The organism is Candidatus Sphingomonas phytovorans (genome assembly GCA_029202385.1).
GTDB classification, from domain to species: Bacteria; Pseudomonadota; Alphaproteobacteria; order Sphingomonadales; family Sphingomonadaceae; genus Sphingomonas; species Sphingomonas phytovorans.
In genome coordinates this window covers 3,399,272-3,421,310 of the sequence record CP119314.1, presented here as the reverse complement: position 1 = coordinate 3,421,310, position 22,039 = coordinate 3,399,272, and the positions used below count along the sequence as shown (strand labels likewise).

Here is a 22,039-nt window from a genome sequence, read left to right as displayed (position 1 = left end):
CTGATGCGCAAGTTGGTCAGGACAACCGCGTCACTCAAACGATTCCACCAGGTCCTTGGTTTCCTTCAGGCCCAGATGAGTAACATCCCGGGCGAGCTTGATCGCGTCGATCTTGCGCCCCGCCGCCATCAACGCGCGGACCTGTTCCTCCACCTCGGGCGGCAGGGGCAGGGAGGGTGCCGCCATCGAAACTTTGCGTGGGGCTGGCGCGGCTCGATAGGCGGGGGGCTGTCCGCCACCCATCAGCGGATCTCGACCGCGCGAGGATCGCAGGGCCCAGACGACTAACAGCAGGAAGACGACACCGATCGCGATCAGCACTGGAATGGGAACGAACATCGCTGCTCCTGTGATGACCTTTGTGGCCGGTGACCCTAGCGCGTCACCACATCCCCGGAAACCGTCACCCGCTCAAGCACCCGTTCGGCGGGCCAGTAATCGCCGACCGCATAATGCTGGGTCGAGCGATTGTCCCAGATGCCGATCGCGTTCGGCGTCCAGCGGAAGCGGACCTGATATTCGGGCACCTTGATCCGCTCGTAGAGCAGGCGGAGCAGTTCCTTGCTTTCCTCCTCCGGGATGCCGAGAATCCGGGTCGTGAAGGTGTAGTTGACGTAGAGGATCTTCTCGCCCGTCTCGGGATGGGTGCGCACCACCGGATGCGCCACCGCCGGGAAATCGCGGGCTAGCTGCGCCCGCTTCTCCTCGCTGACCCGTCCGCCGAAGCTTGCGACGATATCGTGCTCGGCATCGAGATGGGCGATGCGCTCCTTCACTGCCTGGGGCAGGCCGGCATAAGCGGCGGCCGTGTCAGACCAGATCGTGTCGCCGCCCAGGGGCGGTAGCAGCCGGGCGCGCAGCACCGAGGCGATCGAGGGGCGTTCGCGAAAGGTCACGTCGGTGTGCCATTTGTTGTACGCCTTGAACGGTGCGAAACTCTCCGCCGTCAGCTGCACGCCCTCGACACCCTTGATCAGCAGCACCTCGGGATAGCCCTCGACATGCGGGATGACCGGATGGCCCTCGAGCTCGCCGAACAGCCGGCCGAGGCGGAGATGGCTCGCGTAGTCAATGTCCTGGTCGCGAAAGAAGATCACCTTGTGCGTCAGCCAGGCCTCGCGGACGATCTCCGCGACGCTGTCGTCGAGCGGATGGTTCAGGCCGATGCCCGATATCTCAGCGCCGATCGTCGGGGTCGACGGCGTGATGACGATCCCGCGCGACGCCGCGCGGTCCTGCAGGTCGGTCCCGATGTTCAAAGCGGTCGCCATCGCGGTCTCCTCTACATGCTCAATGTCTGCCCTCGCGCAAGGTTGCGCAATGGCCATGCCTACCCTTCCGGAAACAGCGGTGGTGCCTGGGCGGCGGCGAAGGACAGGGCCGGCGGCTGCATCACCAGGGCGCCCGGCGCGACATCCTCCGTCACCCAGACATTGCCGCCGATCGTCGCGCCACGCCCGATCCTGACCCGGCCGAGGATCGTCGCGCCGGCATAGACCACCACATCGTCCTCGACGATCGGGTGGCGGGCAAAGCGTTCGCGCACGCTATGGCCGTCCTCCGGCGGCAGGCGCCGCGCGCCAAGCGTGACATGCTGGTACAGCCGCACGCGCGCGCCGATGATCGCCGTCTCGCCGATCACCACGCCAGTGCCGTGGTCGATGAAGAAGCTCGGCCCGATCGTCGCGCCGGGATGGATGTCGATGCCGGTCCGGCTATTGGCGATCTCGGAAATCACCCGCGCGACCAGCGGCGCTCCGAGCTCGAAGAGCTGGTGCGCCAGCCGGTGGTACATCACCGCCGCCGCGCAGGGGTAGCAGATCAGGATTTCGTCGACGCTGCGTGCTGCCGGATCGCCCTGGAAGGCAGCGGCCACGTCGCTGTCGATCAGCCGGCGTATCTCGGGCAACGCCGCGGCGAACAGGCGGACGATGGTGCTGCCGTGATCGCAGTCGAACCGGTCGCCGGTCTCGGCTTCCCAATAACGCAGCTCGCGCCCGATCTCCGCCTCTAGCAGACCAAAGGCCTGTTCGAGGCGGAGCCGGACGAAGACATCCTCGGTCGTGCCCTCGAAATGGCCGAGCCGCTGCGGGAACAGTGCCGCCTCGAGATGTTCAAGCATGAACTCGAGCGCGACGCGCGAGGGGAAACGCGTGGTACCGGCATTGGCGTGGCGCTGGTGCGCGGCGCGCCAGTCCCGCCTGGCCGATGCCAGGCCGAGCACGACGGCGTCCAGCGGATCATTCGCCATCAGCATCACGGGAAGGTCGCCGGCGTCGACGGCATGATCACCCCGACCTGCCTGCCATAATCGTCCCATGCTGAAGCGAGCGCGGCGATGCGTTTCGGGTCCTGCTTCGCCAGGTCGCGCGTCTCGCCCGGATCCTTCGCGACATCGAACAATTTCCAGCCGTCGCCGAGATTGATCGCCTTCCAGTCGCCCTGGCGGATCGCACGCCTGCCGAACAACTCGCTGCCGACATGTTCGTCGGTCGCGTGGACCCGTTCCGCCCTGCCGGTCAGATAGGGTTGCCAGCTCGCCCCGCGCACCGGCTGCACCGTGCGCCCGGCATAGGTCGCGCCGCGCCAGTCGCCGCCCGCCGCCTCGACCAGGGTCGGGACGACATCCATGACGGTGCCGTAGGTGTTGCTTACCCCGCGGCGCACCCCGCCGGGCCAGTCGATGAACGCGGCGACGCGGGTGCCGCCTTCGGTGGTGTAACCCTTGTAGAGCCAGGAGGGGGCGGTCGCCGCCTGTGCCCAGCCGGGGCCATAGCCGATATAGGAGGTCGGCCTGCCGTAATTGGCGAGACTGTTGTCGGCCGCCTTCACCCGGTCGCTGAGGCCGGGAATCTCCGCGGTGGCGACGTCGAGTCCCTCGGCGCCATTATCAGCGGTGAACAGGATGATCGTGTTGTCATATTGTCCGGTCGCCTTGAGATGGGCGATCACCCGCCCGACATTCTGGTCCATCCGGTCGACCATCGCGGCATAGACCTCCATCGCCCGCGACTGTTCGCGCTTCTGCTCAGGCGTGAGGCTCGCCCAGTCCCTGCCTTTCTTGAGCTGGAGCGGGTGCGCCGCGACATTGGCCGGGATCAGCCCGAGCTGCTTCATCCGCGCGAGCCGCTGCTCACGCAGCACCTCGAACCCGGCATCATATTTGCCGCGATAGCGCGCGATATCCTCCTCCGGCGCCTGGAGTGGCCAGTGCGGGGCGGTGAAGGTGAGATAGGCGAAGAAGGGTTTGGTCTTGTCAGCCTTGCCGAGGAACTCGATCAGCTTCGAGGCATAGGTGTCGGACGAATAGAAATCGGCTGGCAGGGCGGTCAACTGCTGGCCATTCTCCCAATAGGTCGTGCCCTTGTCGCCGGGCGCTTTGGACAGGTCGAGGCCGTAATGGTTGCCGCCGCCCTGGGCGAGGTCGAAGCTCTGCTCGAAGCCGCGCCGCGCGGGGCTGTCCTCGGGCCGGGTGCCGAGATGCCATTTGCCCGACATCAGCGTTGCATAGTTCAGGTCGCGCAGCCGCTCGGCCAGGCTGACGACGTCTGCGGGCAGATAGCCTTCATAGCCGCGCTGCCCCCGCTGGTTGGGCGCGAGCAGTTCGGCCATGTTGCCGAGACCGGCCAGATGATTGTCGGTGCCGCTCATCAGCATCGACCGGGTCGGGGAGCAGGTGGGCGCGCTGTGCCAGCCGGTCAGCTTCAGCCCGCGCGCGGCGAGCGCGTCGAGGTTCGGCGTGCGGATCTCGCCACCGAACGCGCCGACATCCGAATAGCCGAGATCGTCGGCGACGATGATCAGGATGTTGGGCCTGGCCGGCTCCGGCGCTGCCGCTTCCAGCGGCGCTGGGGCGGTGCCGCCGTTGAGGAGGAGAAGCGGTGCCATTGCGACGATCGCGGCGGAGAGGATGGTGTAGCGTTTCATTGGCTCGGCTTTCTCCCTCTCCCCGCTTGCGGGGAGAGGGCAGGAGAGAGGGGCGGTCCGGGGAGGGAGGACCAGTGTGTCTCACTGCCCCTCTCCCCGACCCTCTCCCGCGAGGGGAGAGGGAGACTTGAGCTCACTCCGCCGCCAGCAGTTCCGGCTCGGGCTTCAGCACGCGGCTGTGGTTGCCGTCGACGCCCACGGGCACCGAACCGGCGATCGTCGCGCGGCGCAGCAGCCGGGCCTGTTTCGCGAAATCGGCGATCGCCCGGTGCTGGGTCGCGCGATTGTCCCAGATCGCCACGTCGCCCGGCGTCCAGCGCCAGCGCACCGTGTTCTCCGGCTTCGTGATATGATCCTGCAGCAGGCCGAAGATCCGGGCGAAATCGTCGCGGTTCAGCCCGACGAACGACTTCACGAAATTGCCCAGGAGCAGGACGCGTTCCTGAGTCTCGGGGTGAATATGCACGACCGGATGCTCGGTCTCGTAGACGGTCGAGGCGAAGACCTCGCGGTGACGCCTGATCTGGTCGTTCGAGGCCTCGGGCCGGCTCGCCGCATAATCATAGGCATTGGTGTGCACCGCGCGCAGCCGCTCGACCAGCGCCTTGAGCGGGGCGGGAAGGCTGGCATAGGCCGCCGCTCCGTTGGCCCATAGAGTGTCGCCGCCGGCGGGGGGGATGGTCAGCGCGCGCAGGATCGAGGCCGAGGGGAAGGCGGGCAGGAAGGTGATGTCGGTGTGCCAGGCGGAGGCGGCCTCGCCTTCCTTCGAATTAAGTTCGAGCAGGAAGCGCGATCCTTCGGCCACCGGCACGGTCGGGTGGGCGAGCGGTTCACCGAGGCGAGCGGCAAAGGCTTCGTGCGTCTCGTCGTCCAGATGAGTCTGGTCACGGAAGAAGATCACCTTGTGCCGCACCAGCGCGGCGCGGATCGCGGCGACGATATCGTCATCCAGGTGTCCGCCGAGGCGCACACCGCGGATCTCGGCGCCGATCCGGCCACCCACCGGCACGATGTCGAGCGGGCCGTCGGCATCGGCGACATTGTCGAAATGATGGATCAGGGCAGTCATGGCATGTCTCCTTCAGGCAGTCGTGGCGGTGGGGGAGGAATGTTCGGCGTCGAGCGCGCGGCGGACCTCGCGGTAGGCGGCCTCGTCGAGCGGGAAACGCCAGATCAGGGCGGCGGCGATGATGTGCGCGAGCGCGGGGCCGAGCGCGAAAGTGTATTTCAGTGCTTCGAGCGATCCCGTCGCGCTCGCCGCCTTCGGGTCGAAACCGAACCAGGCGACCAGCGGCAGGGCAAGGCCGATGCCGAGGGCGGGGCCGAGCTTCGCCGAGAGGCTGAACACCGAATAGAACAGGCCGGTCCGCTCGTGTCCGGTCTTCAGCCGGTGCGCGTCGGCGACGTCGCCGACCATCGCGCGCAGCATCAGGTTGCCGGAACCCTGAGTTAGCCCTTGCGCCACGGTGAGCGCGATCATCAGGCCGAGCATGTCGGGGAAGACGAAGACCAGCCCGATATTGATCGCCGCCTGGGCGAGCTCTCCGGCGATGGCGGTCTGGCGCTTGCCCAGCCTGTAGCCGATACGCAGCCAGATCGGACCTGCCAGCACGCCGAAGATGAATTGCAACAGGTATAGGCCGCTCGCCCAGGCGGGCAGGCCCATATAGTTGACCGCGAAGAACACGATCAGCCCGGCGCGGATGCTCTGCCCGGCGGTCACCGCGACGTCGGAGGCAAGCACGCGGAGCAGCAGGCCGTCGGAGAGGATGACCTTCGCCGTCGTCCAGAAGCCGGCCCGAACCGGCGGCGTATCGGGCAGGGGCGGCTCGCGAAAGGCGAGCAGGCTGGCGAACAGCGCCGGGATCAGCGTGACGATGATGAAGCCGCCGACCACCTGTAGTTTCAGCCCGCCATCGCCCGGCCTGACCTGGTCGAGCAGCGTCGGCAGCACCAGCACGAGCAGCAGCCCGATCGAGCGCAGGGTGAGCTGATAGGTCACCACCCGGGTGCGGCCGTGATAGTCGCGGTCGATCTCCCCCGCCCAGGCGGAGAAGGGAATCTCGATCATCGTCCAGCCGAGATAGAAGACGAACAGGACAAGCCCGAGATAGAGCGGCCCGACCAGAGCCGGCGGCGGGAAGAACAGCAGCGCGGAGCCAAGCCCGAACAGCACGCCGCCCGCCGCGATCCAGGGGCGCCGTCGCCCGAAGCGGCTGCGCGTGCGGTCGCTCAGCACGCCGACGATCGGGTCCGACACGACGTCCCAGAGGCGGCCGAGCAGGAAGATGAAGCCGATCGTCGCGAGCGATATGCCGAAATGCGTCGCGTAGAGCTGCGGCACGAAGATCGCGAGCGGCAGCCCGGCCCCAGCGATCGGCACCGCCATCGAGGCGAAGCCGATCAGCCTGAGCGCGGCAGGGCGATCCGATGCGGGCGCTGCCCTGGCGGGGGCCGGGAAATCGCTGAAGGCGAGCGTCGCCATTGCCCTCAGATCCTCACGCGGAAGGTGGCGCCGACGGTGCGGGGGTCGCCCAGATTGGCGGTGATCACACCGCTGGCGACGATCGACAGGGTCTGGAAATAGTCCTTGTCGAAGATGTTCTTCGCCCAGACCGACAGGTCGTAACGCCCGTCATCGAGGCGCACGCCGATGCGCGCGTTGCCGATCCCGTAGGAGGGCACGAGCGAGAAGCGGCTGTCGCTGACCGCGGTGTAGAAGGACGATCGCCAGCCATAGTCGGCATGGCCGTACAGTTCGGTGCCGCCGCCCAGCGGCTGGCGGAAATCGCCGCCACCGGTGAAGGTCCATTTCGGCACGCCCGCCAGCGGCTTGCCGGACAGGTCGGTCGAGGGGGAGATGTTGCTCGTCTCGACCGGCGTCGGGCCCTTTGGGTAACTCACATAATAGGCGTCGGTATAGGCGCCCGACAGGTTGAGGCTGATCTTGCTGGTGACAGCCCAGACCGCGTCAGCCTCAACGCCGCGCGACCGCGCGAGCGGGATGTTGGTGATGTAGTTGCGGAAATTGGTGGTGCTGGGGATCTGTTCGGTGATCGCCGTCTGATAGTTGGCGACATCGGTCCAGAAGGCGGCGGCGTTCAGCGTCAGCGCGCGGTTGAAGAGCTGGCTCTTCACGCCGACCTCGTAATTGTCGACCTTCTCCGGCGCGACCACCGCGCTGACGCCGGCCGGTAGGTTGGAGAGGTTGAGCCCGCCCGACTTGTTGCCGCGCGAATAGCTCGCATAGAGCAGCACGTCGTCGGTCGCCTTCCAGCTCAGCGTCGCCAGGCCGGACAGGCTGTCGTCGCTGGTCTCGGCGGTATAGGCGGTGATCGGGTTGAGCTGGTTGCGCAGCGCCTGCGCCGCTGTCCGCTGCGCCTGGGTCAGCCCGGCCAGCGAAAGTCCCGCGACCTGCTGCTGCGCAAATCCGCCGACCTTCTTCTCATGGGTGTAGCGCAGGCCGGTGGTCAGACTGAGCGCGTCGCTGATATGCCAGACGGTCTGGCCGAACAGCGCATAGCTGCGCGTCACCGGTGTCGATTGCGACTGCGCCTCGAAGCCGTTGACCGCTGCGTCGGTCGCGATCGGGTCGGCCGCATATTGCGCGGGGAACAGCCATTTGGGTGCGGCCGAACCATAAGCCGACGTGCCATAGCCGCGGATGATCTGGTAGAAATAATAGGCGCCGACGACATAGTCGATCCTGTTGGTGCCGTTCGAGGCGAGGCGCAGTTCCTGGCTGAACTGGCGCTGGTTGTTCTGTTGCTGGCTCTTCAGATTGACCGGCAGCGCGGTGTAATCGCCGTCGTTCGCCGGGAACCAGTTCCACTGGCGGCTCGCCGTGACCGAGGTGAGCGTGACTGGCCCGACATCCCAGTCGAGCTGGCCCGACACGCCCCAGGTATCCATGTTCGCCTGGAAATTCGCCTCCGCGTCGGTGACGCGGGCGAAGGGCGTGAAGGGCAGCGGCGTGTAGCCCGCGCGATTGACCCGATCGATGAAGTTGTTCGCGATCGGCGCGCCGTTGTCGTATTTCGTGATGACCCCGGCGATCAGCGGGATGCAGCAATTCTGCTTCTGCTTGCCGTAGTCGGCGATGATCCGCGCGGTCAGGTTGGGCGTCGGGGTGATCAGCAATTGCCCGCGCGCGGTGAAATTGTCGAAATCATGGACCTTCCTGCCCGTGGTGATGTTGCTGATGAAGCCATCGCGATGCGTGTCGCTGACGCTGATCCGCGCGGCGACCAGATTGTCGATCAGGCCGCCGCTGATCGATCCGCGAAGCTGGTGGAATCCGTAATTGCCACCGGTTGCCTCGCCGAAGCCCTGCAGGTCGAAGGTCGGTGCCTTGCTGGTGATGTTGATCGCGCCGGCAGTGGTGTTCTTGCCGAACAAGGTGCCCTGCGGTCCGCGCAGCACCTCGATCCGGTCGAGATCGACCAACTCGAACTGGCTCTGGCCGAGGCGGCCGTAATAGACCTGGTCGATATAGATGCCGACGCCGTTCTCCAGCCCGTCATTGGTGAGCGCGACGTTGGAGCCGAGGCCGCGGATGTTCACATTGGTGTTGCGCGGGTTGAAGCTGAAGACCTGCAGACTCGGCACGCTCTGCTGGATCGTGCCGAGCGTATAGTCGCCCCGGGCGCGAAGGCTCTCCTCGCTGACCACGCTGAGCGCGATCGGCACGTCCTGGGCGCGTTCCGACCGGCGCCGTGCGGTGACGACGACGTCGCCGGCCGCCTCGTCAGTGGCGGCGACTTCAGGCGCTGTCGCGTCGTTGCTGGCAAGGTGCTGGCCGTCCAACGCCGTTTGTGCGGTCGCGGGCTGGGCGAGCAGCGCCAATGGCGCGGCGCCTGCGAGCACAACGAAACGGAAATGCCGGCCTGAATCCATGTTTGTCATACCCTTTTCATGTTCGATCCGCGAACGGCACAGCTCTCCGTTCCCGGAATCAATCGATGCCGAGGCTAAAGACGCAACAATACGCCGCACGGACCGCGCGTTATAAGCTATTGATCAAGAGCTGATCATTCTTGACCTGTTGTTGTTCAAGCAGTTCCGGATGGCAGGTGAAAGCAATCGCTGCGCATATTCGCGGGCTCCTTGCCGGGTTACGGGTCGCGATCGATCAGGCAATATGATCATGCTGATCGAACGACTCTATTCCTATCGATTCGATGGGATATGAGAAGCAAAGTTCGACTTGTCGGTACGAAAGCGCGACTAACGACGCGGGCGACGCGCGGCCTGCCGCGTCGCGAAACCGGATGACGGTTTTTTCACGAAGCATCCACTACACCGTCAGACCCCTGAGCCTAGGTGCGAGCGATGGAAATGCCGCGTCTTGTCGATCGCCCGATCCGCCGCCGTCCGGCCCGCCGCGCCCTGCGCTGGCTGGGTGGTGGGGCGTTGCTGATCGTCGCCGCGCTGCTGGCGCTGGCGGGCATCGCCGGTTTCTTCGACCGCGATCCAATCCACCAGTTCGGCCATTTCGGCCAGGAGCGGGTGCCGGTCGTCGGCCTGTTCTTCTCGGGTGATATGGGGCTTCGGTTCGGCATGGGGCCGCACGTCACCAGCGCGCTCGCCGCGCAGGGCATCCCGGTGATGGGGGTGAATTCCCCGACGATCTTCGGCCGGCGCCGCAACCGCGGCGAGGTCGATGACTTGGTCGCCGGCACCGTGCGGGCCGCGCTGGAGCGGGCGCATGCCGACCGGGTCGTGCTGGTCGGACAGTCGTTCGGGTCGGATATCATCGGTACCGGCATCGCCCGGCTGCCGGCCGATCTCCGTGCGAAGGTCGCCGCGATCGTGCTGGTGGTGCCGGGACGGAGCGTGTTCTTCCGTGCCGATCCGACCAGCCTCGCCTATCGCGGCACGCCCGACGCGCAGGCGATCGACGCGGCACGGACCCTGTCCTGGGCGCCGCTGACCTGCATCTATGGCGCGCGCGAGACCGACAGCCTGTGCCCGCTGCTTGGCGGGGTCGCGCGGCGCATCGAACTACCCGGGGGGCATTTCCTCAACAATGATCCGGCCCGGCTGATCCCGACGATCCTCGGCGCGCTGCGCCCGGTCCTGCCCAAGAGTATCCCGTCATGACCTTGCGACTCCTCATCCTGATGCTCGCCCTTGTCGCCACGCCTGTCTTTGCCGGGACGACAGCCACTCGCGACATGCCGATCGGGCTGTGGCAGAACCCGAAGGGCACGCTCCGCGTGCGCACCATGGCTTGCGGAGATGCGCTGTGCGGCGCGATCGCCGCCGCCACGCCCGTTGCCGAGGCCGATGCGCGCGATGCCGGGATCGACAAGCTGGTCGGCATCGAACTGCTGAAGGACTATCGCAAGATCGGACTCGATCGCTGGGCCGGCACCGTTTATGTGCCGGACATGGGGCACAGCTTCTCTTCGCGAATACAAAGGCTCGCGCCTGATACGCTGAAGATCTCCGGTTGTCTTATCGGAGGGTTCCTGTGCAAGTCGCAGATCTGGAAACGCGTCTGATCCACGCCAAGGCGCGATCGGGCACGGCGCAGTGGATGCTCCGGCATCGCCGCTGGCTGGTCGCCGCCGCGGTGCTGGCGGTCGCGCTGCTCGGGTTTGCCGCGCTCCGCGGGCTGCTCGCCGAGGTCAGGCTCAAGGAAGTACGGGCCGCGCTGCACGCGATCCCGGACGGCTCGATCGGTCTTGCCCTTGCGCTGACGGTCGGCAGCTATCTCTGCCTGACGTTCTACGATGTGCTGGCGCTCCGTGCGATCGGGCGACCGCTGCCCTGGCGAACGGCGGCGCTGGCCTCCTTCACCAGCTATACCGTCAGCCATAATCTCGGCCTCTCGCTGCTGACGGGCGGATCGGCGCGCTACCGGGTCTATGCGACCGCCGGGCTTGAGCTCGGCGATGTCGCGCGGGTGACCCTGCTCGCCTCGGCGACCTTCTGGGGCGGGGTCGCCGTGGTCGGGGCGGCCGCGCTCTTCTTCGCCGCGACGCCGATCGAACTTGGCATCGTCACGATCGCGCCGCTTGCCGGTCACCTCGCCGGCGCCGCGCTGCTTGGGGGCATCGTCCTGCTGTTCGCCGTGCGCGCATCCGGGCGCAAACGGATTGGCTGGGGCGATTTCGTCCTGCCGGTCCCGTCGCTCCCGATCCTGTCGGCGCAGATCGGGGTGGCGGCGCTCGACCTGTTGCTTGCCGCGACGACGTTGTACGTGCTGTTGCCCGCCGCCTCGGCACCGCCGCTCGACCTGTTCCTTGTCGCCTATGCGGTCGGGCTCGTGGCGATACTGGTGACTCATGTGCCGGGCGGTATCGGCGTGTTCGAGGCAGTGATGCTGGCGACGGTGCCCGGCGACCGGCCGGGTCTGTTCGCCGCGCTGCTGCTGTACCGCGTCATCTATTACCTGTTGCCGCTTGCCACCGCGGCCGGGTTGCTGGGCGTGCTCGAAGGGCGGCGCCTGCGCCACCCGATCGCGGTCGGCGTGTCGATGGTCGAGCAGGCAAGCCGGGCGCTGGCCCCGCCTCTGCTCGCGGCACTCGTCTTCACCGGCGGCCTGGTGCTGCTTGTGTCGGGGGCGCTGCCCGCCGCGCGCGACCGCATCTTCTGGCTGGCTGACGTCCTGCCGCTGCCCTTTATCGAGGCATCGCATTTCTCGGCGAGCCTGGCGGGCACCGTGCTGATCATGGTGTCGCCAGCGATCAACGCGCGGCTGCGCAGCGGCTTCATCGCCGCGCGGCTGCTGCTGGTCGGGGGGGCTGTCTTCTCGATCCTGAAGGGCGTGGATTATGAGGAAGCGGCGATCCTGACGGTGATCGCGGGCATCCTGCAATATTGCCGCCCCGCTTTTTACCGCCGCGCCGGTGTGTTCGACGCGCCGTTCCAGCGCCTGTGGCTCGCCGCGGCGATGGTAGCGCTCGCGCTCAGCCTGTGGGCAGGCTTCTTCGCGTACAAGCGCGTGCCCTATTCGACCGACCTGTGGTGGGAATTCGCCTGGCGGGGCAATGCCCCCCGCTTCCTGCGGGCGAGCGTCGGCGCGGTCGTCGTCCTCGTCGCGGTGGCGGCGTGGCGGCTGCTCGCTGCGCCGGTGCGCGCGCATGGCGAAAGCGTGCTGGCGCGCGAGATCGCCGATCGCGCCTTCGCCGTTTCTTCCCGCGCCGACGCGGCGCTCGCCTATACCGGCGACAAGCATTTCATCGTTTCGGCTTCGGCCGATGCCTTCCTGATGTACCGCGTGCAGGGCCGCACCTGGGTCGTAATGGGGGACCCGGTCGGCCCGGTGGCCGCCTGGTCCGAGCTGGTCTGGAGAATCCGTGCGGAATGCGATGCGGCGCATGGCCGGCTCTGCTTCTATCAGGCAAGCACCGACATGCTGCCATTGCTGGTCGAACTCGGCCTGCAGACGATGAAATATGGGGAGGAGGCGCATGTCCCGCTCGACCCCTTCTCGCTCGACGGCCCCACCGGCAAGTCGCTGCGTCATTCGGTGCGTCGGGCCGAGGCGGCCGGGCTGCGGTTCGAGATACTGCCTGTCGCGAACGTCGCCGCCTATGGCCCGGCGTTGAAGGAGGTGTCCGATGCGTGGCTGCGCGGCAAGGCCGGGGCAGAGAAGCGTTTCAGCATCGGGCGCTTCGATCCCGATTACCTGGTCCGGTTCGATTGCGCGGTGTTGTGGCAGGAGGATCGCATCATTGCCTTCGCCAATATCTGGGCGACGCGGAACCGCCACGAATTGTCGGTCGACCTGATGCGGCATTTCCCCGACACGCCCTATGGCACGATGGATCTGCTGCTCGTGCGGCTGATGCAATGGGGCGAGGTGGAGGGCTATCGCCGCTTCAACCTGGGCATGGCGCCCTTGTCGGGGCTGGGCGGCGGGCGGCTCGCGCCGGGTTGGTCGCGGATTGGCCATGCCATCTACGGCCATGGCGAAGCGCTGTACGGGTTCGCGGGGCTCCGGTCGTTCAAGGCGAAGTTCCACCCCGACTGGCAACCGCGCTACGTCGCGACGCCGCCCGGGCTGCCTGCTGCCCGCGCGATGATCGACCTGATCGCGCTGATCGGGGGCTGAACGTCAGTCCCTTGCGGCCGTTGTCCCGTCCGTAGAGGGCTACACGTCCCGGCGGTTCAGTCCATGACCTCGGTCGCCCCGATCCACAGCGAGCTCGATCCGCGCGCGTCATGCTCGACCCGCAGGCGCAGGCCCCAGCCGCGAATCGTTTCGATCGGCTTGTTCGCGCCCATCGCAGCGAATTTGCGGCGGATACGGAACACCAGCACTTCGCAGGTATCCGGCTGAGCATTGTTCTCAACGAGCAGGTTGCGCAGATCGGACCAGGTGGCACGGCCACGCTTGATCAGCTTCACCACGATCGCCGCCTCAAGTGGAGACAACGGCACTGGCCGGCCATTCCAGCAAACCTCGACCGGATCGAAGGTCGCGGTCAGCGAGCCTCGCTTGATCAGCGGACGACGCCCTTCCTCGTCCGGAATCGACGTGACCGGCGCGTGGGATCCAACATCGGAACGAGGGGCGGTACCGTGCATGCAATATATGATAGTCGGGCGACATGGCGTCTCATCCGGGATGCCGCGAACGGCGTTCAGCCCCGGACGAACGGCATAAATGGCGCGAACGGCACGTTGAGCCCGATCAACGTCACGAAGGTGCTGTTTACCGGTCAAGCGGTCGCTGGCTACGATGGCTGGTGCATGTGACGATGGAATCCCTTCCGCAGGAGAATGAGAGCGTCCGGGCGATCCGGCGCACGATGATCTGGTTCATCCTGCTGTTCTGGACGACGCAATTTTCGATCCTGACGCTGATGCGCCGGCTGAACATGGGCGACGAGGAGAAGCTGTCCTACCTCCTGCCGCGCCTCTACGTGACGATTATCGCGATTGGCCTGTCCTTCGTCATCGCCAACCAGCTTCGGCGCTTCGCCAGCCGATCGATGAAGGTCAAGCTGATCGCTGCCCTGGTCGCGGCGCTTGTCGGCTGCGCCCTCCATGGCGCGGCGAACCTCGTGATCTTCGACTGGCTGGTCCCCGAATCGAACATGGATTCCTTCTCGACAGGCCTTTATGTCGTCGCACTGCTGCAATGGTTCTGGTCCTACGCCGCGCTGTGCGCCTTGCTGGTCGCCGTCACCAGCAGCCTCGAGCTGAGTGACCGGGAGCGGCGGATCGCCCGTCTGCAGCGCATCGCCCATGCTGCCCAGCTCCGCGCGTTGCGGTACCAGCTCAACCCGCATTTCATGTTCAATACGCTCAATTCGATCGCGGCATTGATCTCCCGGCGCGAGGCGGAGAGTGCCGAGGCGATGGTGGAAAACCTTGCCGATTTCCTGCGCGCCGGCCTGTCGCTCGATCCACATGAGGACATCCCGCTGGAAAAGGAGATCGAGCTCCAGTCGCTTTACCTGTCGATCGAGGAGTTGCGGTTTCCCGATCGGCTGAAGGTCGAGATCGATGTTCCCGAAGATGTCCGGTCTGCGCTGGTGCCGAGCCTCGTCACTCAGCCGCTGGTGGAGAATGCCGTGCGCCATGCGGTCGCGACCAGCCTTGAGCCGATCATGCTGCGCATCGCCGCGCGGCGCGAGGGCGAATGGTTGCGCATCACCGTGTGCAATAGCGCGCCGGTGGGCGGGACGTCGTGCGTCAGGGGCACTGGCGTCGGCCTGACCAATGTCGCGGATCGGCTGCGCGCGCGCTTCGCGCGGAATTGTCACTTCCTCGCCGAGCGGCAGAGCGACGGGGGCTTCATGGTGACCATCGAAATCCCCTGGTCGACGGCGGGGTGAGGCGATGATCCGGCTTCTCCTTTGCGACGACGAATTGCTGGCGATCCAGCGGCTGCAGGACCTGCTTGGCCGGATCGAAGGGGTGGAAATCGTCGGCACGGCGGCCAACGGTACCGCGGCACTGGCCGAGATTGCTGCCTGTGCCCCCGATGCGGTGCTGCTCGACGTCGAGATGCCGGCGCTCGACGGATTCGATGTGGTGGAGGAACTGGCCCGCGTCGGCGAAGCTGCGCCGCTGATCGTGTTCGTCACTGCCTATCCGCATTTCGCCGCGACGGCGTTCGAAGCAGGGGCGATCGATTTCCTCACCAAGCCGATCCGGCTTGGCCGATTGCAGACTGCGATCGACCGCATCCGTCGCTCGATCGAGGACCGCAGCGCCCGGGCCCGGCTCAACGAGCTGGCGGGCCAGCTCGACGCGCTGCGCCGGGAGCGGGCGGGCGACGTTGCCGAATCCCGCCATATCTGGGTGCAGCGCCGGGGTGAGACGGTGCGTGTCGATCTCGACCGGGTCGACTGGGTCGCCGCGGAGGGCGAATATGTCCGGCTGCATCTCGGCGACGCCAATTATCTTCACCGCGAATCGCTGACCGCGTTGCTCGAGCAGCTCGATACCCAGCGCTTCGCCAGGATCCACCGCTCCTATATCGTCAATCGGGAGCGTATTTCGTCAGTGCGGCGACTGGCGACAGGCAGCTATCAGCTCAGCACCGATGCCGGAAACAAGCTGCCGGTGGGACGCAGCTATCGCCGGACTGTCCGCGACATGATCGCCAACGACCGGATTCCCCCGGACTAGCGAGTGGCCGTGTCGTTGCGCGGCAATGCGCTCAGCATGGCGTCGAGCCATTCGATACGGGCGCGGATCGAGCGCATGGCATTGTCGTGGACGAAGGCCTTGAACGGTACCGAGACGCCTTCCTCATAGCGCTCGAGCGCCTCGACCTGGGCAATGAGCAATTGCCTGGTTTCGAAGATCCACTCGATCCGTTCGCGTTCGGTCAGCAGGTCGAAAGACTGGACCTTGGTGCGCAGCGGATCCTCGAGCAGCATATGCGCCGGCCGTATCTCCTTCACCCAGGCGCGCACCGCTTCCTCGCCGAGGGCGGTGCAGCTCAGCTGCTCGGTGCCGCGCGCATCGCCTTCGACGGCCTGCTTGTCGAGCAGGCCGCGTTCCGCGAGCCGCCGGATGAGCGGATAGATCTTGCCCTTGCTTGTGTTGAAGTTGCTGACGGGCGAACCGTCATAGATTTTGGAGACGAGATAGGCGGTGACCGGCTGGATCCGCAGCACCAGCGCCAGGAAGGTGCCCTCGTGATCGGTAAGGCTCAGGTCGCGATCAACCAACGGCGTTCCCATCCCGCGATGCTTAGCAGGAGCACCGCGCCATCAGCAAGCTGGCCCGCGACGGATCAGTAGAGCCCGGGCGGCAGGTCGGCCGCATCGGGTTCCCGCGCCGGTCCGGGGGCATCCTTCGGACGCGTGTCGTCGCGTCGGGATGTATCCGTCGCTGGCGCAGTTTCCGCGTCCGGCGGGTTTCCAGGGCATTCGGCCTTCATGCGCCGCGGCTATCGCGGACGCACGGCCGCTCCGCCCGGAATGCGCTGAGTGTCCGGCCTCCTGTCGCGACTGTCGCGCCGAACCGCCGAACGGCACGCTTTTTCGGCCCGGCGGGTCAATGCGGCGATCCTCGGTGCGTTGATGGCGTCGCTGTGGTCGATCGACCTGATCCAAGGATCTGGTCGGTCCGCTCGGGCAGGCGAGGCCCTCCCGCCCGCCGTCTGCAACAATCTACGAAAGTCTTCGTTGACTCCTACGAAGCTCTTCGTATAGAAACTCGGGCATGACGAAGCAGGACCTTCCCAAGCCAACCGAGGCCGAGCTGGAGCTGCTTGCGGCGCTATGGGGAAAGGGCGAGGCAACGGTGCGCGAGCTGTTCGATGGGCTCAGCCAGAATCGCCCGCGCGGCTATACCTCGGTGCTCAAAACGCTGCAGATCATGACCGAGAAGGGGCTGGTCGAGCGAACCGAGCAGGGCAAGGCGCATCTCTATCGCGCCGCCGCGAGCCAGAGCGACACTCAGAGCCAGTTGCTCCGCGACCTGACCACCAGGCTGTTTGCCGGATCGGCCGCGCAACTCGCGATGCACGCTCTGTCGATGGAAACAGTCGATGCGGACGAGCTTAGCGAGATCCGCAAGCTGATCGACTCGAAGAGGCCGAAGCCATGACGTTGCACGCCGACGCGCTGGCGTGGACCCTGATCCATTTCTGCTGGCAGGCGGCGGCGATCGCCTTTGTCTATGGCACAATCGACCGGGTGTTCCCGGGCCTGAGCAGCCGGGCGCGCTATGGTCTCGCGCTTGGCGCGATGCTGGCGATCGTCGCAACCGCGATTGCCACCCTGATCCATCAGGAGGCGCTGGCGCGGATCGCCGCGGTCTCCGTCACGATCCCGAACACCGGCCAGGGCGTACCCCTGGCGGACGTTGCGATCGGGGCAGGGGCTGCGTTCCGGCCCGCTTTTGCTTCTTCGGCGAATGGCGACTTGCTGTTCTGGCTCGATATGGCGTGGCTTGCCGGCGTGTTGTTGCTGTCGGTCAGAGGGATCGGCGGGTGGATCGTGTTGCAGCGCCTCGTCCACGCGGCCGATCTCGCGGTGCCAGCACCGTTGACGGAGATGATCGACCGCCTGTGCGCCTGCATGACGCTTCGTCCGGTCGTGTTGCGCCTGTCCCTTCAGGCGTCGGGGCCCTTCGTCATGGGTCTGTTCCGCTCGGTCGTGGTCCTGCCGGTTTCGGCGCTCGCTGCCCTGTCGCCCGATCAGCTAGAAGCGGTGCTTGCGCATGAGCTCGCCCATGTCCGCCGGGCCGACTATTTCTGGAACCTGTTGCAGACCCTGGTCGAGGCCCTGTTCTTCTTCCATCCGGCGGTCTGGTGGATCAGCCGGCGGCTGCGCGAGGAACGGGAGCATTGCTGCGACGATCTTGCGCTGGCTGCGTGTGGCGATCCGCTGGCCTTCGCCACCGCGCTGTGTGCGCTCGAAGTCTCGCGCAACCCCGCTCTCGCCCTCGCGATCAACGGGCATCGTCCCACCTCGGCGCTGCGACTTCGCGTCGCGCATATCCTGGGCGAGAGGCTGCCGGCGCCGCGCCGCGCCGCGCCGCTGATGCTGGCAGGCGTCGCAGTGCTCGGCCTGTGCACTGTCTCGGCGCTACCACGGGCGCGTGCATCGATCGTTCAGCCCGCGCGGCCCAAGCATGTACCGAAGCGTGTCCCAATGATACGAGTCGCCGGAGCCGCTACCGTCACTGCCGGCACCATCGTGGCGGAGGCGCCGGCTCCGAGAGGGGTGCCAGATCCGCTGCCAATCGCCGCCGCGGTGGGTGCGGTCAGCGTCGATCCGGCTCCGCCAGAGCCTGCGCCGGTCGCCGAATCCTATGAAGCAGCGATGCTCCGTGCCGGCTATGGCGGAGACTTGCGCGCTCTGCCGTCGCTTCAGCAGGACGGTATCACGCCCGATTACCTCCGCTCGATCACGGCCCTGGGGCTTGGCCTGCCCAATGCCAAGCAGCTCCGGATTCTTTGGTCGCACGGTGCACGCGCCGCCGATTTCGAGACTTTCCGGGCGGTGGGGGCGGCGCCGCCGAACCTCTATGATTTTGTGGGCTACAGCCTCTTCGGCGTGACACCCGCTTTGGTCACCGGCATGCGAGAAGCCGGATTCGACGGCATATCGTCGAAGAAGCTGGTCCAGCTCGCAAAGCTGGGTGTGACGCCGGCCTATGCCCTTGCGGCGCGACGGGCGCAGCCTGACATCGATCTCTGGCACTTGATCGGCCGACGCATGGACGAGATCGACAAGAGACGCGGCGCCGGCGACGGAGCGGGCTAGCCCCCGATCCTCCATAGCAGTTGAAATCACCAACCGTGCGACGGCGGACGCCCCCGGCTTGTCCGCGACCCTTGAGGAGCAGCGATGAGACGCGAAATCCCCTTTCCCGAAAGTGCTCGTCGATGACGTCGGGCAGGAGCGCGATGGCCGAATGGGCGCTGAACATGGCCGATATCCATGCGCCGAGCGGCGCCGAGATCGATGCCGCGCGCGCCGCAGCCGGCCAGTTGTCGCGGCTCGACCGCGGCGACGATATTGTCAGCTTGCGCGCCGGATCCGGCCGGGAAGCGATCATGTTGCCGGCGACCATCTTCCGCGCGTTGCTGCGGATGGTGGCCGAAACGGGTAAGGGCAATGCTGTCGCCGTGGTGCCGTTCGAGGCCGAACTGACCACGCAACAGGCGGCCGACCTGCTCAACATGTCGCGCCCGCACCTCGTCAAGCTGCTGACCCGAGGTGAGCTGCCTTACCGCATGGTGGGCACGCATCGGAAGCTGCCGGTGCGCGCCGTACTGGATTATCGCACCGCCCGGGCTGCCGGACAGGAGCCGGCATGATGCGGATCGGAGCCTTTCTCCGGGGCGCAATCGCGCTGCTGGCGCTTGCAGCCTCGCCGGCGGAAGCCAAACCGGACCCGGCCGCCCAGGTCGACGCGATCATGCGGCGTGCAATGGCGGACAGGAAGATACCGGGAGCCCAGGTCGTTGTGGTCAGGAATGGCCGGATCGTGCTGCTGCGGCATTATGGCGTCGCGAACCTCCAGACGCCCGTGCCGGTAACCGATGCGACGGTCTTTCCGATCAACTCGATCACCAAGGCGTTTACCGGCGTTGCCGCGATGCGCGCGGTCGAGGCGGGGCGGCTCGACCTGTCCAAGCGCGTCGGCGACTATCTGGATGGCCTGCCCGAGGCATGGCGTGGCGTGACCGTTCGGCAATTGCTCAGCCACACCTCCGGCCTGCCCAATTTCGCAGGGGATGCGGGAAACCGACAGGGTGATGAAGAGGCAGCCTGGACCTGGGTATTGGCGCAGCCGGTCCGCTTTCCACCCGGCGAGCGGTTCGATTACAACCAGACCAATTATGCGCTGATCCAGAACATCCTCAACAAGCTCGATGGCCGTCCGCTCGACGAGCCTGTCGTGCTTGCCCAGATCGCGCTGGTCGGCATGCCTTCGACGGCACTGCATGACGACCGCGATATCGTACCCGGCAAGGTCGCCGTCTATGGCCTGAATCATGGCGCTTTGCGCGGCCGGTTCGAGGTGTTCTCGCCCAAGCATCGTGCCGCCTCGGGCATGGAGAGCAACGCCACCGACATGGCACACTGGATGAACGCAATCCTCGATGGCCGCCTGCTTGGCCCCGCCGCGCGGCAGGCGATGTGGACCCGCGTACCCTTGGCCAACGGATCGCCCGGCCAATGGGGCATGGGCTGGCTGGTGATGGAGCGGGCACAGCACCGCAGCGTCGGCATGACTGGCGGGTCGCGGGCGGCGATGTTCCTCTATCCCGGTGATGATGTCGGCGTGGCCATCCTGACCAACCTTGCTGGCGCCGCGCCTGAGGATATGGTCGACGAGATCGCCGCGCTCTACATTCCCGGCATGCGGATCGAGGGCGTGGCCGCGCTTCGGGCGGCGCTTGATCGGCAGGGGTACGACAAGGCACCCGCCGTCCTGGCCAGGCTGCGCCGCGACCCGGCTTTCAAGGTTGACGAACAGGAACTCAACGACTGGGGATATCGTTTGCTCAGCTTCGGCAAGCCCGGAGACGCGCTGGCGGTGCTGAAGATCGGTGCCGAGCTGTTCCCGTTGAGCGGCAATGCCTGTGACAGCCTCGCGGAGGCTTATGCGGTGAATGGTGACACCGCCCTGGCGATCGCCGGCTACAGGCGATCGCTTGAACTCGACCCCAACAACAGCAATGCCGTGCAGCGCCTGAAGGCATTACTGAAATAATATCCTTCCCTGAACACTGACATTGAAGTCGCCCGGCCTTTCACGGAAAGTGACCGTCCGCACGTCTCGTAGGACGGCACGAAGAGGAGGGGGACGCGTTTGCGGCCAACAAGGCCATGCCCGAATCCCGCGCGGAGGGGCCGCCGGTGACGGAGAATCCCGACGCGGCGATGCAGCCGCGCCAACTGCTCCGTGCCTTGTTCGATACGGCGGTTGATGCCGTGTCCGCCGAACGCTGCATTCCCGCCGGGATCGTCGGCGAACCTGTTGCCGGCTGCACCCTGATCGTCGCGATCGGCAAGGCAGCGGCGGCGATGGCATCGGTCGCGGCGGGCATGGTGCGCGGGCCGGTGTCGGGCCTGGTGATCACGCGCCATGGTCATTCCGGGTCTCCACATTTTCTGCCCCCGGGTTTCGAGGTGATCGAGGCTGGCCATCCAGTGCCCGATACGGCGAGCCTTGCCGCCGCCGCGCGCGGGCTTGAGCTGGTTCAGGGGCTGGGTGCGGAGGATCGGCTGCTCGCGCTGGTCTCGGGCGGCGGCTCCGCGTTGTTCGTCATGCCGGTGCCGGGTGTCTCGCTGGCGGACAAGCAGGCCGTCACGCGGGCACTGCTTCGCTCCGGCGCGGCGATCGCCGAGATCAACAGCGTCAGGAAGCATCTGTCGATGGTGAAGGGTGGGCGGCTCGCGGTCGCCGCCGCGCCGGCGCGCGTTACGACGCTGATCGTCTCCGACGTGCCCGGCGACGACCCTTCCTTTGTCGCCTCCGGGCCGACCGTGGCTGATCATACGAGACTGGAAACGGCGCGCGCGATCGTCGCGCGCTATGGCATCTCCTTGCCTGCCCGGGTTGCCGCGGCGCTTGGCGATCCGGCCAACGAGACGCCGCCGGCCGACTCCCCCGGGCTAGCGGAGGGCGAGGTGCTGATCGTCGCGCGTGCCCGGGACGCGCTCCAGGCTGCGCGGCGGCTCGCTGAGAAGCATGGCTATGAGGTCACCGACCTGGGCGATCATCTCGAAGGCGAGGCGCGGCTTCTCGGTGCGGAGCATGCCGGACTAGCGCGCCGGCTCGCGGCGGACGGGAAAGCGCGGGTGATCCTGTCGGGCGGCGAGACGGTGGTGCGGGTGACCAATCCGGAGGGACGTGGCGGACGCAACCTGGAATATCTGCTTGGCCTCGCCATCGCGCTCGATGGCGCTCCCGCTATCCACGCGATCGCCTGCGACACTGACGGCATCGATGGGACCGAGGACAATGCCGGGGCGATCGTCACGCCCAGCACGCTCGCACGCGCCAGCGCGCTCGGGCTCGATGCGCGGGCGATGCTCGATGCGAACCTCGCCCATCCCTTTTTCGCAGCGCTCGGCGACCTCGTCGTGACCGGGCCGACGCGCACCAATGTCAACGATCTGCGGGCGATCCTGATCGTGCCGGAGGGGACCGGCTGAACCGATACCGATAA

General features: G+C 66.5%; 19 protein-coding genes. 10 read left to right on the top strand and 9 right to left on the bottom strand.

The window, feature by feature from the left end; genetic code table 11:
• Positions 1–30 precede the first annotated feature (30 nt).
• From P0Y59_15715 to P0Y59_15685, 7 genes are all read right to left on the bottom strand, one after another.
• The gene (locus P0Y59_15715) at positions 31–339 is read right to left on the bottom strand and encodes a ribosomal protein L7/L12 (GenBank protein ID WEJ98386.1); all 309 of its coding nucleotides are present in this window, start codon (positions 337–339) and stop codon (positions 31–33) included.
• Positions 340–374: 35 nt separating this feature from the next.
• Positions 375–1,271, bottom strand: a complete 897-nt coding sequence (locus tag P0Y59_15710; GenBank protein WEJ98385.1) for a TauD/TfdA family dioxygenase — start codon at positions 1,269–1,271, stop codon at positions 375–377.
• A gap of 59 nt (positions 1,272–1,330) precedes the next feature.
• On the bottom strand, positions 1,331–2,257 hold the full coding sequence (locus P0Y59_15705) for a serine O-acetyltransferase (GenBank protein WEJ98384.1): 927 nt from the start codon (positions 2,255–2,257) through the stop codon (positions 1,331–1,333).
• Entirely contained in the window at positions 2,257–3,888 is a 1,632-nt protein-coding gene (locus P0Y59_15700) for an arylsulfatase (GenBank protein ID WEK02596.1), read from the bottom strand. The genes P0Y59_15705 and P0Y59_15700 overlap by 1 nt, the downstream gene beginning before the upstream one ends.
• 172 nt (positions 3,889–4,060) lie before the next feature.
• The gene (locus P0Y59_15695) at positions 4,061–4,996 is read right to left on the bottom strand and encodes a TauD/TfdA family dioxygenase (GenBank protein WEJ98383.1); all 936 of its coding nucleotides are present in this window, start codon (positions 4,994–4,996) and stop codon (positions 4,061–4,063) included.
• A 12-nt stretch (positions 4,997–5,008) separates the two neighbouring features.
• Positions 5,009–6,412 carry an MFS transporter gene (locus P0Y59_15690; protein ID WEJ98382.1) on the bottom strand — a complete coding sequence of 468 codons (1,404 nt, stop codon included), beginning with the start codon at positions 6,410–6,412 and terminating at the stop codon, positions 5,009–5,011.
• A 5-nt stretch (positions 6,413–6,417) separates the two neighbouring features.
• Positions 6,418–8,832, bottom strand: a complete 2,415-nt coding sequence (locus P0Y59_15685) for a TonB-dependent receptor (protein ID WEJ98381.1) — start codon at positions 8,830–8,832, stop codon at positions 6,418–6,420.
• Between the two features lie 426 nt (positions 8,833–9,258).
• On the opposite strand from P0Y59_15685, the gene P0Y59_15680 reads away from it, so the two are divergent.
• The 3 genes from P0Y59_15680 to mprF are packed head-to-tail and all read left to right on the top strand — an operon-like array spanning position 9,259 to position 12,991.
• Positions 9,259–10,029, top strand: coding sequence for a type IV secretion system protein VirJ (locus P0Y59_15680; GenBank protein ID WEJ98380.1), 771 nt, complete (start codon positions 9,259–9,261; stop codon positions 10,027–10,029).
• Positions 10,026–10,433, top strand: a complete 408-nt coding sequence (locus tag P0Y59_15675; protein WEJ98379.1) for a DUF2147 domain-containing protein — start codon at positions 10,026–10,028, stop codon at positions 10,431–10,433. The genes P0Y59_15680 and P0Y59_15675 overlap by 4 nt, the downstream gene beginning before the upstream one ends.
• A gap of 35 nt (positions 10,434–10,468) precedes the next feature.
• Complete coding sequence (mprF, locus tag P0Y59_15670; protein ID WEK02595.1) at positions 10,469–12,991, top strand: bifunctional lysylphosphatidylglycerol flippase/synthetase MprF; 2,523 nt, start codon at positions 10,469–10,471, stop codon at positions 12,989–12,991.
• A 56-nt stretch (positions 12,992–13,047) separates the two neighbouring features.
• On the opposite strand, the gene P0Y59_15665 is transcribed toward mprF, so the two are convergent.
• The gene (locus tag P0Y59_15665; protein ID WEJ98378.1) at positions 13,048–13,467 is read right to left on the bottom strand and encodes a hypothetical protein; all 420 of its coding nucleotides are present in this window, start codon (positions 13,465–13,467) and stop codon (positions 13,048–13,050) included.
• 224 nt (positions 13,468–13,691) lie between these two features.
• Here P0Y59_15665 and P0Y59_15660 point away from each other — a divergent pair, with 224 nt between their 5' ends.
• Both P0Y59_15660 and P0Y59_15655 read left to right on the top strand, forming a co-directional pair.
• Positions 13,692–14,723: a histidine kinase gene (locus P0Y59_15660; protein ID WEJ98377.1), complete on the top strand. Its 1,032-nt coding sequence runs from the start codon at positions 13,692–13,694 to the stop codon at positions 14,721–14,723.
• Positions 14,724–14,727: 4 nt separating this feature from the next.
• Complete coding sequence (locus tag P0Y59_15655; protein WEJ98376.1) at positions 14,728–15,522, top strand: LytTR family DNA-binding domain-containing protein; 795 nt, start codon at positions 14,728–14,730, stop codon at positions 15,520–15,522.
• On the opposite strand, the gene P0Y59_15650 is transcribed toward P0Y59_15655, so the two are convergent.
• On the bottom strand, positions 15,519–16,070 hold the full coding sequence (locus P0Y59_15650; protein WEJ98375.1) for a hypothetical protein: 552 nt from the start codon (positions 16,068–16,070) through the stop codon (positions 15,519–15,521). The genes P0Y59_15655 and P0Y59_15650 overlap by 4 nt on opposite strands.
• 496 nt (positions 16,071–16,566) lie before the next feature.
• Between P0Y59_15650 and P0Y59_15645 the strand changes: the two genes are divergently transcribed.
• From P0Y59_15645 to P0Y59_15625, 5 genes are all read left to right on the top strand, one after another.
• Positions 16,567–16,953 (top strand): BlaI/MecI/CopY family transcriptional regulator, encoded by a 387-nt coding sequence (locus P0Y59_15645; GenBank protein ID WEJ98374.1) that lies wholly within the window; start codon positions 16,567–16,569, stop codon positions 16,951–16,953.
• Positions 16,950–18,617 (top strand): M56 family metallopeptidase, encoded by a 1,668-nt coding sequence (locus P0Y59_15640; GenBank protein WEJ98373.1) that lies wholly within the window; start codon positions 16,950–16,952, stop codon positions 18,615–18,617. Before P0Y59_15645 ends, P0Y59_15640 begins: the two co-directional genes overlap by 4 nt.
• 143 nt (positions 18,618–18,760) lie before the next feature.
• Positions 18,761–19,174 carry an excisionase family DNA-binding protein gene (locus P0Y59_15635; GenBank protein WEJ98372.1) on the top strand — a complete coding sequence of 138 codons (414 nt, stop codon included), beginning with the start codon at positions 18,761–18,763 and terminating at the stop codon, positions 19,172–19,174.
• Positions 19,171–20,577 carry a beta-lactamase family protein gene (locus tag P0Y59_15630; protein WEJ98371.1) on the top strand — a complete coding sequence of 469 codons (1,407 nt, stop codon included), beginning with the start codon at positions 19,171–19,173 and terminating at the stop codon, positions 20,575–20,577. Before P0Y59_15635 ends, P0Y59_15630 begins: the two co-directional genes overlap by 4 nt.
• 116 nt (positions 20,578–20,693) lie before the next feature.
• On the top strand, positions 20,694–22,025 hold the full coding sequence (locus P0Y59_15625) for a glycerate kinase (GenBank protein WEJ98370.1): 1,332 nt from the start codon (positions 20,694–20,696) through the stop codon (positions 22,023–22,025).
• The last annotated feature ends 14 nt before the right edge of the window (positions 22,026–22,039 follow it).